The sequence below is a fragment of the Arthrobacter sp. NPDC057388 genome, assembly GCF_042668165.1.
Classification (GTDB): domain Bacteria; phylum Actinomycetota; class Actinomycetes; order Actinomycetales; family Micrococcaceae; genus Arthrobacter.
In genome coordinates, this window is record NZ_JBHVBL010000021.1 from 29,837 (window position 1) to 43,403 (window position 13,567).

Here is a 13,567-nt window from a genome sequence, read left to right on the forward strand (position 1 = left end):
CTGGTCAGCGGCCGTAGTCCGGGGCGGCCATGCGGGCAGCCACCTTGACGGCGTCAAGGCTGGGTCCGACGTCGTGCACGCGCACGGCCCAGGCGCCGCGGGCGGCACTGATGGCGGTGATCGCGGCGGTGGCGGCGTCACGCTCCTCCGGGAGCGCAGCCTTGCCGGCAACAGCCAGCAGGCTTCCCAGGAAGCGCTTCCGGGACGCGCCCACCAGCACCTTGTGGCCCATGGCGTCGAGCCGGTCAAGGTTCCGCAGCAGTTCCCAGTTCTGCACATCAGTCTTCGAGAACCCGATGCCCGGGTCGACGATGATCTGCTCCGGCAGGACCCCGGCAGCGTAGAGCTTGTCGCGCACGCCATTGAGTTCGGAGACGACGTCGTCCGCGACGTCGTCGTACTCCGTCAGGGAGGTCATGGTCTTGGCATCCCCGCGCCGGTGGGTCAGGACATATGGCACCTTCGTCTTCGCCACGAGCTCGGCCATGCCGGGTTCGATGCTCAGGCCGGAGATGTCATTGATGATCGCCGCTCCCGCATTCAGGGCGGCCTCTGCGGTGGCGACGTGGGTGGTGTCGATGCTGACCAGCGCGCCGGCCTTCACGAGGGCTTCAATGACGGGCACCACCCGCCGCTGCTCTTCCTCCGGGCTGACCTCCTCAGCGCCGGGGCGGGTGGATTCCCCGCCGACGTCGATGATGTCGGCCCCGGCGTAGAACATCCGGAGCCCGGCGGCGATGGCGCTGTCCGCCGTCGCGTGCTTGCCGCCGTCGCTGAACGAATCCGGGGTGACGTTAAGGATGCCCATGACGAGCGTGCGGTCTGTGGGCAGGTCGTCGAACTTGGCTGCCGGCCGCGGTTTGCGCAGGACGGGCAGCGGTGATGTTGCGGGGCCGGTTCCAGGTGCTGCAGCTAGGGAATCCATAGTCTGTTTTTTACCTTCCGAGTATGAGGCTCATGGCTTCGGCACGGGTGGCCGGGTCATGAAGTTGCCCGCGAACCGCGCTTGTGACGGTTTTGGCTCCGGGCTTGCGGATGCCGCGCATGGACATGCACATGTGCTCGCATTCCACCACGGCGATGGCTCCGCGCGGCTTGAGGTGTGTGACCAGTGCTTCAACAATCTGGGTGGTGAGGCGTTCCTGCACCTGCGGGCGGCGGGCGTAGATGTCCACCAGGCGTGCCAGCTTGCTCAGGCCCGTCACCCTGCCGTCGTGCGAGGGGATGTAGCCCACGTGCGCAACGCCGTGGAACGGCACCAGGTGGTGCTCGCAGGTGGAGTAGAACGGGATGTCCTTCACCAGCACGAGTTCCTCGTGGTCGAGGTCGAAGGTGGTTCCGAGCACGCTGCCCGGATCCTGGTGCAGGCCGGCAAACACCTCGGCGTAGGCCTTGGCCACGCGCTTGGGCGTGTCCTGCAGCCCGCCGCGGTCCGGGTCCTCCCCGATCGCCAGCAGGATTTCCCGCACGGCTGCTTCAATCCGGGGCCTGTCCACCTTGTGGTGGCCGTGCGATCCGTCCACCGCCGAATGGCCGGCGATGGCGGTGATGTCGTCGTCGTCGAAGTGAGTCACACCAAAAAGCTTAGCCGTGGTGGCCGTCCGGACCGGATTCCGTTACTCCGCCCTGGAAGGAAGCGTCCTCCGGTACGCCCTGCGGGTGCGGCGGAATCGCGTCCAGCGGTTCCTCGAGCCGGGCTTCCGTGGCCTCTTCCTGGGCCTCGCGTTCGGCGCGTTCCTGCGGGGTTTCCACCGGACCGGCCATGGACACCGGGCGGGTTTCCTTGGACAGCCAAACCTCGCGGAAGTCGCGCTTGCGGATGTCACGGAAGACGTCGGCGATTTCGGCCTGGTTCAGGGTTTCGCGTTCCAGCAGTTCCAGCGCCAGGCGGTCCAGGACGTCCCGGTTTTCGGTGAGGATGGCGTAGGCCTCGTCATGGGCCTGGTCGATCAGGCGGCGGACCTCTTCATCAACGATGTAGGCGATCTGGTCGGAGTAGTTCCGTTCGTGGCTGGCGTCGCGGCCCAGGAAGGGCTCGCCCCCGCCCTGGCCCAGGCGCACGGCACCCACGCGCTCGCTCATGCCGTACTGGGTGACCATCTGGCGGGCCGTGGAGGTGGCCTTTTCGATGTCGTTGGAGGCACCGGTGGACGGGTCGTGGAAGACGATTTCCTCGGCCACGCGGCCGCCCATGGCGTAGGCCATCTGGTCCAGCAGTTCGTTCCGGGTGACGGAGTACTTGTCGTTCTCCGGGACCACCATGGTGTAGCCCAGGGCCCGGCCGCGGGGCAGGATGGTGATCTTGGTGACCGGGGCGGAGTTCCGCAGCGCCGCGGCCACGAGGGCGTGGCCGCCTTCGTGGTACGCGGTGATCTTGCGCTCGTGCTCCTTCATGACGCGGCTGCGCTTCTGCGGGCCGGCCATGACGCGGTCAATGGCCTCGTCCAGGGCGCGGTCGTCGATGAGATTGGCGTTGGAGCGGGCGGTCAGCAGCGCGGCCTCGTTGAGGACGTTGGCCAGGTCTGCACCGGTGTAGCCCGGGGTCTTCTTGGCCACGGCCTTGAGGTCCACGTTGGACGCCATCGGCTTGCCCTTGGCGTGGACCTGGAGGATCTGGTCGCGGCCGATCAGGTCCGGGGCTTCCACGGAGACCTGGCGGTCGAAGCGGCCCGGACGCAGCAGTGCCGGGTCCAGAACGTCGGGCCGGTTGGTGGCCGCGATCAGGATGACGTTGGTCTTGACGTCGAAGCCGTCCATTTCAACCAGGAGCTGGTTGAGGGTCTGTTCGCGTTCGTCGTTGCCGCCGCCCACGCCGGCACCGCGGTGGCGGCCGACGGCGTCGATTTCGTCGACAAAGATGATGGCGGGCGAGTTGGACTTCGCCTGCTCGAAGAGGTCGCGGACGCGGGAAGCACCAACACCGACGAACATTTCCACGAAGTCCGAGCCGGAGATGGAGAAGAACGGCACGCCGGCCTCACCTGCGACGGCGCGGGCCAGGAGGGTCTTGCCGGTGCCCGGAGGGCCGTACAGCAGCACGCCCTTGGGGATCTTGGCGCCCACAGCCTGGAACTTGGAAGGCTCCTGCAGGAACTCCTTGATTTCCTGGAGTTCCTCAACGGCTTCGTCCGCGCCGGCCACGTCCGCGAACGTCACCTGGGGCATGTCCTTGCTGACCATCTTGGCCTTGGACTTGCCGAACTGCATGACCTTGGAGCCGCCGCCCTGCATACGGGAGAGCAGGAACCAGAACAGGACGCCGAGCAGCAGCACAGGCACCAGCAGCGAGAAGAGTCCCGAGAGCCAGTTGCTCTCCACCGGCTGGTCCGTGTAGCCCTTGGAGGGGTTGGCAGCGGTCACGGCTTTAACGACGTCCGGGCCGCGGTCATTCACGAAGAAGAACTGGACGTTCTTGCCCTTGTCCTGGCCGTCGATGACGAGGTTGTCTTTCAGCACCAGGTCGACGCGGTTTTCGCCGTCGAAGATCTTGGCCTGTTCCACCTTGCCCGGCTGGGCGAGGAGCTCGAGGCCCGGCTGCGTGTCGATGCGCGTCGAGCCGCCCGGAGCCAACGTTGCAAAGGCCAGCAGGAGCATGCCGACCACAACAATGATCCAAATGCCCGGGCCCTTGAAGAAACTCTTAGCTTTCATCTGTTCGGGGGCTGGCCCCGTCCCTCCTGGTAGTGCTGCACGCCGCGAGGACTGCGCGCGTGTGGTGCTGCGTCGCTTCTAGCTATACACCGTCCGGAGTAAATCACGCACGGTGTAATACAAAAGTTCCCTCAGGGCGTAGTGGCTGGTGGGGCCGGAAATGCGTCCGTTTCTGCGCCCCTTAAGCGGCGCGCGCCGCCGTCGGGCCCGGGTTCCCAGGGCTCCACGGCGGCGCGGTCAGCGAAAGCGGAGCAAAAATGCGCGCCCCGCATCGGCAAAGCCAGTCAGGAGAAGCGTTTACTCGTAGACGTGCGGGGCGAGGGTGCCCACGAAGTCCAGGTTGCGGTACTTTTCGGCGTAGTCCAGGCCGTAGCCCACCACGAACTCGTTGGGAATGTCGAAGCCGACGTACTTGACGTCGATGTCCACCTTGGCCGCGGTCGGCTTGCGGAAGGCGGTGCAGACCTCAACCGACGCCGTGCCGCGCGATTCGAGGTTGGTCTTCAGCCAGGACAGGGTGAGGCCGGAGTCGATGATGTCCTCGACGATGAGCACGTCCTTGCCCATCAGGTCCGTGTCGAGGTCCTTCAGGATGCGGACCACGCCGGAGGACTGCGTGCCGGAGCCGTAGGAGGACACCGCCATCCAGTCCATGGAGATGTGCGAATGCAGCGCCCGCGCGAGGTCGGCCATGACCATGACGGCGCCCTTGAGCACGCCCACGATCAGGATCTCCCGGCCCTCGTAGTCCTTGTCAATCTCGGCCGCGAGCTCGGTGATGCGCTGCTGGATCTGTTCCTTGGTGTAGAGAACGTGCTTGAGGTCTGCCTGGACGTCGGATGAATCCACCAATTGCTCCTGTGTAGATGCGGGTGCGACTATTTGCGGGACGGTTTATTAAGCCGGAATACAAGCTTCCCACAGCGGGAAGCCTCGCGGGGAACGCCTTCCGGCCCGTTCCGCCCGTGGGCGCGGTCCTGCTCCTGCAGCTCGGCAAGCGAGAGCCGGTACACGCTGACGCCGCCGGGCAGTTCCACCGGGCCGGCCGAGCCCTTCCGCCGCAGCAGTGCTTCCGCCGCCAAAAGGCGCTGGTAACTGGGCTGTTGGCCGCCGACGCCGGCAGCGGCCTTGGCGATCACCCGGAACCGGATGGCCGGGGCCAGGGCCGCCAGGGCCGCCTCCGGGAGGCTGGTGTCCGGTCCGTCGTGCTCAACGAGCGACGCGTAAGTGCTGTTGGCCACGTCCTCCAGATAGTCGGCATCCAGCTGCAGGATGGCCGCCGTGCGCGCGAGGGATTCGGCCACGCCCGGACCGAGCTTCTCCTCCAGGACCGGCATGACCTCCGCCCTGGTCCGGGAACGGGCGAAGGCAGGGTCGGCATTGCTGGGGTCGTGCCACGGATCAAGCTCCTCCGCGCGGCAAATCTCCAGGGTTTCTGACCTGCGCAGTCCGAGGAACGGCCGGAGCAGCTGCCCCCGGGCCGGGCGCATGCCCGCAAGAGAGCGCGTCCCGGAGCCGCGGGCCAGGCCCAGCATCACCTGCTCCGCCTGGTCGTCGAGCGTGTGCCCGAGGAGGATCGCACCGGCGCCCCACTCCCCCGCCGCCGCCTCGAGCGCGGCATGGCGGGCGTCACGGGCGGCAGCTTCCGGTCCGAAGCCGGTGGCGGCGACGTCGACCGTGCGGATCTGCACCGGATCCAGGCCCAGCTCCCGGAGGGTTTCAGCTGTCCTCGCTGCGACGTCGGCGGAACCGGCCTGCAGCTGGTGGTCCACCACCACGGCACCCACCGTCACCGGGCGGCCGTCCACGTGTCCGCGCCGGGCGAAGTAGGCGGCTACGGCCGCCAGCGCCAGGGAATCCGGGCCACCGCTGCAGGCCACCAGGACCCGTTCGGGGTAGCCGGCCGCAGACAGGGCGTCCTGCAGCATTTTGCGTGCCGTGCCGAGCACCGGCGCCAGCCGGCCCGGACGCCGGCGCCCGCTGCGGACAGGCACGGAACCGTCGGGCGCAGAACGGGGCGCAGAACCGCCGGAGACAGTGCCGCTGCCCGCAGTGTTTGGAAGGTGCTGCACGGAAACCTAGAAACCCATCCTGTCGAGCCAGATCCTGGCGTTGTGGATTTCCTCTTCGGTGGGCAGGTTCGCCGGTGCTTCCCAAACGCGGTTGAAGCCTTCCATGCCGGCCACGTCCACCACGGCGCGGACAAACTTGGCGCCGTCGCTGTATTGCTTCATCTTGGCGTCGAGGCCCAGCAGGCTCCGGATGAATTTCTCGATGACTCCGCGGTCCTTGCCGCGGGCATTGAAGCGCTGGCGGATGGTCTTCACGGACGGGACGATGCTGGCGTCCACAGCGTCCATCACCACATTGGCGTGGCCTTCGAGCAGGCTCATGACAGCGGTGAGGTGGGACAGGGACGCCTTTTCCTCCGGGTCCTGCAGGAGGTCGAGGATGGCGCCGCGCCCGGGAGCCGAACCGGACACGGCCCGGTCCTTCAGCGAGCGGGCCGCCGCCGAGGCGCGTTCCATCAGGGAGTCGACGTTGCCCAGCAGGTGCCCGCTGAGGTTGTCGATCTCGTTCAGCATGTGGTGCCGGAGCCAGGGTGCGGCGGCGAACTGCACGCGGTGCGTCTGCTCGTGCAGGCACACCCAGAGCCGGAAATCCGTGGGGTCCACGTTGAGTTCGCGCTCAACGGAGATGATGTTGGGCGCGACGAGCAGCAGACGCCCGCCCGATGGCGCCTGCGAACCTTCGGCCAGGGCGGCAAACGGATCGTATTGGCCCAGGACCTTGCTCGAGAGGAAAGCCAGCACAGCCCCAAGCTGGCTGCCAGTGACCGCACCGCTCACGGCGGCGGCGCCGGGGCTGACCGTGCCGCGGCGGTTCTCCAGCATCTTCTCGATGGCGGGCTTGAGCATCACGGCAAAGCTCTGCGTATTGGCTTTCGCCCAGGAGGCACGGTCCACTACCAGGACGGACGAGTCCCGGAGATCGCGGGCGGCTTCCAGCCCGGTGATCTGGTGCACGTGCGGAACGGAAGCATCCGCCAGCGCACGCAGCTGGGAGACGGCGTCCCCGATCTCGGCAGCTGTCAGCTGCGGACCCGGCGGAGCCAGCCGTGCGGCGGCGGAGGCGGCAAGGTCCCAGTTGATGAGGGCCTGGGCTGAGGACTGGCTTGCGGCGGCGGATGACTGGCTTGCAGTGGACTCCATACGCTCCATCAGAACATAAGTGCAGTCCAGCGCGCCTTAAGTTCGCTGACCGGCGAACTAGCTGCAGCCGCAGCCGGCCAGCGCCGTGGCCGCCGTGTCGAGGGCCGGCTTGTTGCCCCCTGTTCCCGGCGTCAGGCCGTTGCCGATGAAGGAGAACACCAGCAGCCTGCCGTCGGCGTCCACCACATACCCGCTGAGGGCAATGACGGTGTTGAGGGTTCCCGTTTTGGCCCGCACCAGGCCGGCGCCCTCGGCTGTGGATTCGTCAATGTATCTGTCACCGAGCGTGCCCGTCAGCCCTGCCACCGGGAATCCCGCCAGCGCCGCCCGAAGCCGGGTGTCCTTGCCGTTGGTAATGGCGCGCACCACCTCCGCGAACTGCCGGGCGGATACCTGGTTGTCCAGGGCAAGGCCCGAAACGTCCGCCGCGACCATTCCATCCGTGGGGATCCCCAGGCCCGCGAGCTCGTTGAGCACGGCCGCCCGGGCAGAGCTGTTGGTTCCCGGCTGGCCGGCCGCCACGGCGGTCATGCGCCCCAGGGTTTCGGCAAGGTAGTTGTCCGACGTCTGGAGCATGAGGTCCACCTGCTGGCTGACGGTCGCGGACTGCACTTCGGCGAGGACTTTCGCGTCCGCCGCGGGTTTTCCGTCAAGGCGTACGACGGCGGGGGCAACAGTGACGCCCGCGGCGGCACCGGCCGCTTTGAGTCCGGCGGCAAACGCCTCCCCCGCGGCCAGGGCGGAGTCCTGCGGCCGGGCTGCCGTGGTGTCGGCCGGATCAAAACGTGCTGAATTCAGGGCCAGCGGAAACAGCGGGGCCGTCTCTCCGGCCGCAACGTCATCCGGGCTCCAGGCCGGGTTCAGCGCGGAGCCGGTGAATAAGGAGTCATTCACCAGCACCTGGATCTGTCCTTTGAAGCCGCCCTTCCGCAGTGAGTCCACAGTCTGCTTGGCCAGCGTGGCAAGCCCGGCATGGCCCAGGATCCTGTCCTCGGCGGATTCGCCGGCGCCGAGGAGCACGTCGCCGCCGCCGACCAGCACCACCGACCGCGTTGCGCCAGCCGGCGTTGCGGCACCGGGTGTTGCGGCACCGGGCGTTGCAGCAGCCGGCACGGCGAGGGCCTTGGTGCTGAACCGCTCCTCCGGGCCGATCCCGCGCAGCGCGGCCACTGCGGTGAGGAGCTTCATGTTGGAGGCCGGGATCCGGTTGGCCGTGCCGTCCCTGTCGTACAGGACCTTGCCCGTGGCGGCGTCCTGGACCACGGCCGTGAAGGTGCCGCCGCCGTCGGTCTTGAGCACGGGGTCCAGCCGGGCCGCCACCTCGGCGGGAACGGGGACCGGCGCAGCGGTGCTGAGCGGATCAATGCCCTGCGGCACGGACAGGCGGTCCGGGACCAGTTGCCAGGCGGGGGTCCGGGCCGGCTGGGCCGTGGACTGGGCGGAGCCGGTGAACGCGGGCGCAATGAGCATCCCGGCGGGAAGTGCCAGCACCAGGAGAAGCACTGTGAGCAGGAGGGTGGGCCAGGTCCGGACCAGTTTGGCAAGTGTGGATGCGAATAGGTGCCCCGTGGAACTTCGGCCTTTGGAATTTCGGCCGGTGGAATTCTTACCCCGGGAATGCCCGCCGCGGCCCCTCGCCGTGCCCCTGGTGCCGCTCATACTGCTGGTCCTCAAAGTCCTGAAATTACCCCATTAGTTCCTGAAACCTGGGCCTCTCGCTATATCCTCAATAGTAGTCGGCGGCACCGGCAGCCCATTTTTGGCTGGTCATCGCGTGTGCCGCGAACACCAAGCAATCGTCGAGGAGCATTCCATGAAGCATGACGTGACCATCGAGATCCCCAAGGGATCGCGCGTCAAGTACGAAGTCGACCACGAGACCGGCCGCGTCCGCCTGGACCGTGTCCTCTTCACCTCCATGCAGTACCCCACCCACTACGGCTTCTTCGAGAACACCCTCGGCGAAGACGGCGACCCGCTGGACGCACTGGTGCTCCTGCAGGACTTCGACCTCCTGCCGGGCGTCATCGTCGAAGCCCGTCCTATCGGCGTCTTCAACATGACCGACGACGGCGGCGGAGACGCCAAGGTCCTCTGCGTCCCGGCCGACCCGCGGTTTGACCACATCCAGGAAGTCAGCGACGTCAACGAATTCCTGATCAAGGAAATCGAGCACTTCTTCACCCGCTACAAGGACCTGGAGCCCGGCAAGTGGGTCAAGGCCGAAGGCTGGGCCGACCGCGCAGCCGCCGAAGCCGAACTTGAGGCGTCCATCAAGCGTTACGTGCCCGCAGCGCACTAACGCGCAGCGGTTAACCTTCGACGGCGGTAGGCGGGGTTCGTCAGGAACCTTGCCCGCCGCCGTCGTTCTTTAACCCGCGAACCGGCAGTCAGATGCGTAACGTGCCGTCAGCCCGCTGCTTGCCTCGCAGCTACCACCGGGTAGTCTGATGACCAATGTTCACGCTGACTATCAATCAAACAGACAGCCGGCGCGACGGCGACCGGGTCCCGCATCTCCTCAAGGACCTGCGGCACATCCCGGCGCGCCTGGATTTTGACCGCTCCGTCGAGGACGAGGTGCAGGGCATCGTCGAGTGCCCCCACCAGGCGGTGGATGCCGCCCTGATCGCGCTCCGTTGCGGCAGCTGGTACGTGGGGATCGGCGTGGGTCCCGTCAACGAGCCGCTGCCGAACCAGATCAAGGACGCCAGCGGGCACGGCCTGGTCTACGCCCGCCGTGCCGTGGACCGCCTCCGCAGCAGCAAAGAACGCATCCCCGTGGCCGTCGAGGGTCCCCTGGCGGATGTGGCGGCCGAATCCGAATCCGTGCTCCGCCTGCTGGGCCACATAGTCCGGGACCGGAGCGAAGCCGAATGGCGCGTGCTCGACCTGATGACCCCCGGGGTGCGCGGCCAGCAGAAGACCGTGGCCGCTGAACTCGGCATCACCTCCCAGGCCGTCAGCAAGGCCGTGGCGAGGTCGCAGTGGAACGAGGAGCACGCAGCCCGGCCGGCAGCGGCCCGGCTGCTGTCGCTGATTCTCGACGTGCGCTAGGCCCGCCTTACGTGGCGCCCTACAGGAGGCCGCGCAGCACGTGGGCGGCGCCGTCGTCGTAAACCGACTTGGTGACCTCGTCCGCGGCGGCGACCACTTCCTCCGGAGCCTGTCCCATGGCCACGCCGCGGCCTGCCCAGGCGAGCATCTCGATGTCGTTGCGGCCATCACCGATGGCAAGCGTGGCGGCAGAATCAACGCCGAGGCGGCTGCGCAGGCTTTCCAGCGCGCTGGCCTTGGTGACGCCGGCCGCTGCGATATCCAGCCACGCGGTCCAGCCGACGGAATAGGTCACCCCGGCAAGGCCAATGTGCTCGATCGCCTCGTTGAACTCCTCCGGGGTGTTCTCCGCGCTGAAGACCACGACGCGGACGGCCGTCGCCTCAAGCATGGTCTGGAAATCCACGCCGATGGCCTCGACCCCGAAGCTCGCGTCCTGGAAACGCTCCGTGGACAGGAAGTTCCCGTCCTCGTCCTCCAGGGCATACTTCGCTGCCGGCAGGCGCTTGCGCAGGGCGCGGAGCGCGGGACCGGGATCGAACGTGGCCTTGTGGATGATGTCGTAGCCGTTGGGTAATCCTGGATCCAGGCGCAGCGTCACGCCGCCGTTGCAGCAGACGGCATAGCCGCGGTCCAGGCCGATCTGCTCGATGATGGGAAGCGTTGCGTTAAGCGAACGTCCGGTGGCGATCATGACCTCGTGCCCGGCCGCGACCACTGCCTGGGCGGCCTCGCGGACGGGAGCGGACATGTGGCCGTCGTGGTCAACGAGTGTGCCGTCAACATCGAGGGCGATCATGAGTTTCTGTTGTGCTTCTTGCTGGTCTTCGATGCCAGCGGCTGAGGATTCAGTCAGTGTTGTCATGGTTCCTAGTAGAGCAGATGCCCCTGACACCAGCTAGGACGCAGACCACAGCAGCGCGTGAACAGCGGGTAAATATTCACAGGTTGTCCCCGGTGTGAGTATTTACCCGCTGCACGAAAAAGGGGCGCTGTGCGGAAATGGGTCTAGAGAACCGGGAGGACCTGGAGCCCGCCGAGGTATTTCTGCAGGGCCGCGGGCACGTTGACCGAGCCGTCGGCGTTCTGGTGGTGCTCCAGGAGGGCCACGATCCAGCGTGTGGTTGCCAGCGTCCCGTTGAGCGTGGCCACGGCGCGGGTGCCCTTGGGGGTGCCGTCCTCCGTGAACACGCGCTCCCGGATGTTGAGGCGGCGGGCCTGGAAGGTGGTGCAGTTGGACGTGGAGGTCAGTTCGCGGTACGCGCCCTGGGTGGGGACCCAGGCTTCGCAGTCGAACTTGCGGGCGGCGGACATGCCGAGGTCGCCGGCAGCGGTGTCGATCACGCGGTAAGGGAGCTCGCACTTGGCCAGCATCTGCTCTTCCCACGCCAGCAGGCGCTCATGCTCGGCCGCGGCTTCCTCAACCGTGGTGTAGATGAACATCTCCACCTTGTTGAACTGGTGGACGCGGATGATCCCGCGGGTGTCCTTGCCGTGCGAGCCGGCCTCGCGGCGGTAGCAGGAGCTTTGCCCGGCGAACCGGATGGGTCCGGCGGAGAGGTCCAGGATCTCGTCCGCGTGGTACCCGGCCAGCGGCACCTCCGAGGTGCCCACAAGGTAGAGGTCGTCCTCGGCGAGGCGGTAGATCTCGGCGTCGTGCTTTACATCGAATCCGGTGCCCTGCATGGTCTCGGGGCGCACGAGAGTGGGGGTGATCATGGGGATGAAGCCGGCCTCGATGGCCTGGTCCATGGCCATCTGCAGCAGGGCCATCTCCAGCCGGGCACCCACTCCGCGGAGGAAGTAGAAGCGCGCGCCGGAGACCTTGGCTCCACGCTCCATGTCGATCGCGCCGATCAGCTCGCCGATCTCCAGGTGGTCGCGGGGTTCGAAGTCCGGGAACTCGCGGGGCGTGCCCACGGTCTTGACCACGACGTAGTCGTCCTCGCCGCCTGCCGGCACGCCCTCTTCAATGAGGTTGGGAATGGTGCGGAGCAGTTCTTCCTGCTTGGCCTGGGCGGCGTCGGCCTCCGCGGAGGCGGCCTTCACGGCACCCGCCAGTTCGCGGACCTCTGCCAGCAGCGCCTGCTTTTCCTCGCCCTTGGCCTGGGCCACCTTCTTGCCGAACACGTTCTGTTCCGCGCGGAGGTTTTCGAAGCTGATCAGTGCCGTGCGGCGCGCGGCGTCGGCGTCGATGATCGCGTCCACCAGGGTTTCGTCCGCACCGCGGGCGCGCTGGCTGGCGCGGAACTTGTCCGGGTTTTCGCTGAGGTCTTTTACGTCGATCACCAGACAAGGGTATCGAATCTGCGGGACACTCCGGGCGGGATAGTGTTGGAGCACCATGAGCGACCTGCTTCTTTACGTCCTGATCGCTGCAGCCCTGGCCTTCGCCGTCTCCAGCTGGTGGGGCGTGCGCAAGCTGAAGGCCCTGCACATCCGCAGCGCCGTGCGCGAAGAGGCCCATGAACACGGGCTGGAACAGCAGCGCGTCGCCGTCATCCTCAACCCCATCAAGGCCAAGGCCGACGAAGCCCGCGCCATCATCCAGCGCGCCTGCCTCGCCGCCGGCTGGGAGGAACCGCGGTTCTTCGAAACGACACCGGAAGACCCTGGCCACTCGCAGGTGCGGGCGGCGCTGGAATACGGGGCCGACGTCGTTCTGGTGGGCGGCGGCGACGGTACGGTACGGGTGGCGGCCGAGGCCCTGGCGCACACCGGGGTGGCAATGGGACTGATTCCCCTCGGCACCGGCAACCTGCTGGCCCGCAACGTGGACCTGGACGTCTACGACCTGTACGGCAACATCCAGACCGCGCTGTTTGGCCACCAGCGGTTCATCGACACGGCCCGGATGGAGATTGAGAACTCGCTCACCGGCCATTCCTCGAGCCACTCGTTCCTCGTCATCGCCGGCATCGGCATGGACGCCGAGGTGGTGGGCGACACAAACGATGACCTTAAGCGCGCCGTCGGCTGGCTTGCCTATACGGAGGCCGGCGTCCGCCACCTTCCCGGGCGCAGGAAAAAGGTGGCCATCTCGCTGGACGACCAGCCGGACCAGTCCAGGAAAATCCGCAGTGTCCTGTTTGCCAACTGCGGCCTGGTTCCGGGCGGCATCGACTTCATTCCGCAGGCCATGATCGACGACGGCATGCTGGATGTGGTGGTCATGAGCCCCCGCAGTGCCGTGGGCTGGCTGGCCATGTACGCCAAGATCCTGTTCAAGCACAAGCGGCACCTTCCCGTCATGAGCGTCTACCGCTCCGGCAAGGTGGTCATCAAGTGTCCCGAGCCCATGCCCACGCAGCTCGACGGCGACACGTCCGGTGACGCCACCAAGGTGACGGTTCAGGTGGAGCCCAGATCACTGCTGGTACGGGTCAGGGAAGAAACAGCGCGGGCTTAGGCTGATTTTGCGGAGTCGGCGTGCTTGGCTGACTCGGCTGCAGCCTTGGCAGCTGCCCGGGCTTCGGACTGTTCGCGGATCATCGCCTGCTCCTCTTCGAAGCGAAGGCGGTCCGCACGGTCGGCCTCGTCCCCTTCCCAGTCCTGGTTTTCAGCTGTGGGCTTGGGATTGACGATCATTCCCTGTCCGTCATTGTCATTCTTGTCCGACATGACCCGCTCCTCTCGTTGGGGCCATC

13 protein-coding genes are annotated in these 13,567 nt (G+C 66.9%); 3 read left to right on the forward strand and 10 right to left on the reverse strand.

The features are described from left to right. Positions 1–4 precede the first annotated feature (4 nt). The 7 genes from folP to dacB form a co-directional block, all read right to left on the reverse strand. Positions 5–925, reverse strand: a complete 921-nt coding sequence (folP, locus tag ACFUTU_RS11820) for a dihydropteroate synthase (protein WP_377964403.1) — start codon at positions 923–925, stop codon at positions 5–7. 10 nt (positions 926–935) lie between these two features. Beyond that, positions 936–1,574: a GTP cyclohydrolase I FolE gene (folE, locus tag ACFUTU_RS11825; RefSeq protein ID WP_377964405.1), complete on the reverse strand. Its 639-nt coding sequence runs from the start codon at positions 1,572–1,574 to the stop codon at positions 936–938. Between the two features lie 10 nt (positions 1,575–1,584). After that, positions 1,585–3,651: an ATP-dependent zinc metalloprotease FtsH gene (gene ftsH / locus ACFUTU_RS11830; protein ID WP_377964407.1), complete on the reverse strand. Its 2,067-nt coding sequence runs from the start codon at positions 3,649–3,651 to the stop codon at positions 1,585–1,587. A gap of 297 nt (positions 3,652–3,948) precedes the next feature. Then, positions 3,949–4,500, reverse strand: coding sequence for a hypoxanthine phosphoribosyltransferase (gene hpt / locus ACFUTU_RS11835; protein WP_377964409.1), 552 nt, complete (start codon positions 4,498–4,500; stop codon positions 3,949–3,951). Between the two features lie 29 nt (positions 4,501–4,529). Next, complete coding sequence (gene tilS, locus ACFUTU_RS11840) at positions 4,530–5,579, reverse strand: tRNA lysidine(34) synthetase TilS (RefSeq protein ID WP_377964477.1); 1,050 nt, start codon at positions 5,577–5,579, stop codon at positions 4,530–4,532. A gap of 150 nt (positions 5,580–5,729) precedes the next feature. Then, the gene (locus ACFUTU_RS11845) at positions 5,730–6,863 is read right to left on the reverse strand and encodes a zinc-dependent metalloprotease (protein ID WP_377964411.1); all 1,134 of its coding nucleotides are present in this window, start codon (positions 6,861–6,863) and stop codon (positions 5,730–5,732) included. Between the two features lie 57 nt (positions 6,864–6,920). Further along, complete coding sequence (gene dacB / locus ACFUTU_RS11850; RefSeq protein WP_377964413.1) at positions 6,921–8,522, reverse strand: D-alanyl-D-alanine carboxypeptidase/D-alanyl-D-alanine-endopeptidase; 1,602 nt, start codon at positions 8,520–8,522, stop codon at positions 6,921–6,923. 154 nt (positions 8,523–8,676) lie between these two features. Here dacB and ACFUTU_RS11855 point away from each other — a divergent pair, with 154 nt between their 5' ends. Both ACFUTU_RS11855 and ACFUTU_RS11860 read left to right on the forward strand, forming a co-directional pair. Next, positions 8,677–9,165, forward strand: coding sequence for an inorganic diphosphatase (locus ACFUTU_RS11855; protein ID WP_076799190.1), 489 nt, complete (start codon positions 8,677–8,679; stop codon positions 9,163–9,165). A gap of 155 nt (positions 9,166–9,320) precedes the next feature. Next, a complete protein-coding gene (locus tag ACFUTU_RS11860; protein ID WP_377964415.1) occupies positions 9,321–9,920 on the forward strand; it encodes a hypothetical protein in 600 nt (199 codons plus the stop codon). Positions 9,921–9,939: 19 nt separating this feature from the next. Here the strand turns inward: ACFUTU_RS11860 and ACFUTU_RS11865 are convergent, their stop codons facing one another. Together ACFUTU_RS11865 and serS are read right to left on the reverse strand one after the other, a co-directional pair. Beyond that, a complete protein-coding gene (locus tag ACFUTU_RS11865; RefSeq protein WP_377964417.1) occupies positions 9,940–10,785 on the reverse strand; it encodes an HAD family hydrolase in 846 nt (281 codons plus the stop codon). 143 nt (positions 10,786–10,928) lie between these two features. Further along, on the reverse strand, positions 10,929–12,209 hold the full coding sequence (gene serS, locus ACFUTU_RS11870; protein WP_377964419.1) for a serine--tRNA ligase: 1,281 nt from the start codon (positions 12,207–12,209) through the stop codon (positions 10,929–10,931). Positions 12,210–12,264: 55 nt separating this feature from the next. Here serS and ACFUTU_RS11875 point away from each other — a divergent pair, with 55 nt between their 5' ends. After that, positions 12,265–13,329 (forward strand): diacylglycerol/lipid kinase family protein, encoded by a 1,065-nt coding sequence (locus tag ACFUTU_RS11875; protein WP_377964421.1) that lies wholly within the window; start codon positions 12,265–12,267, stop codon positions 13,327–13,329. On the opposite strand, the gene ACFUTU_RS11880 is transcribed toward ACFUTU_RS11875, so the two are convergent. Further along, on the reverse strand, positions 13,326–13,541 hold the full coding sequence (locus tag ACFUTU_RS11880) for a hypothetical protein (protein ID WP_377964423.1): 216 nt from the start codon (positions 13,539–13,541) through the stop codon (positions 13,326–13,328). The two genes, ACFUTU_RS11875 and ACFUTU_RS11880, sit on opposite strands and share 4 nt — an antisense overlap. Between the last annotated feature and the right edge of the window lie 26 nt (positions 13,542–13,567).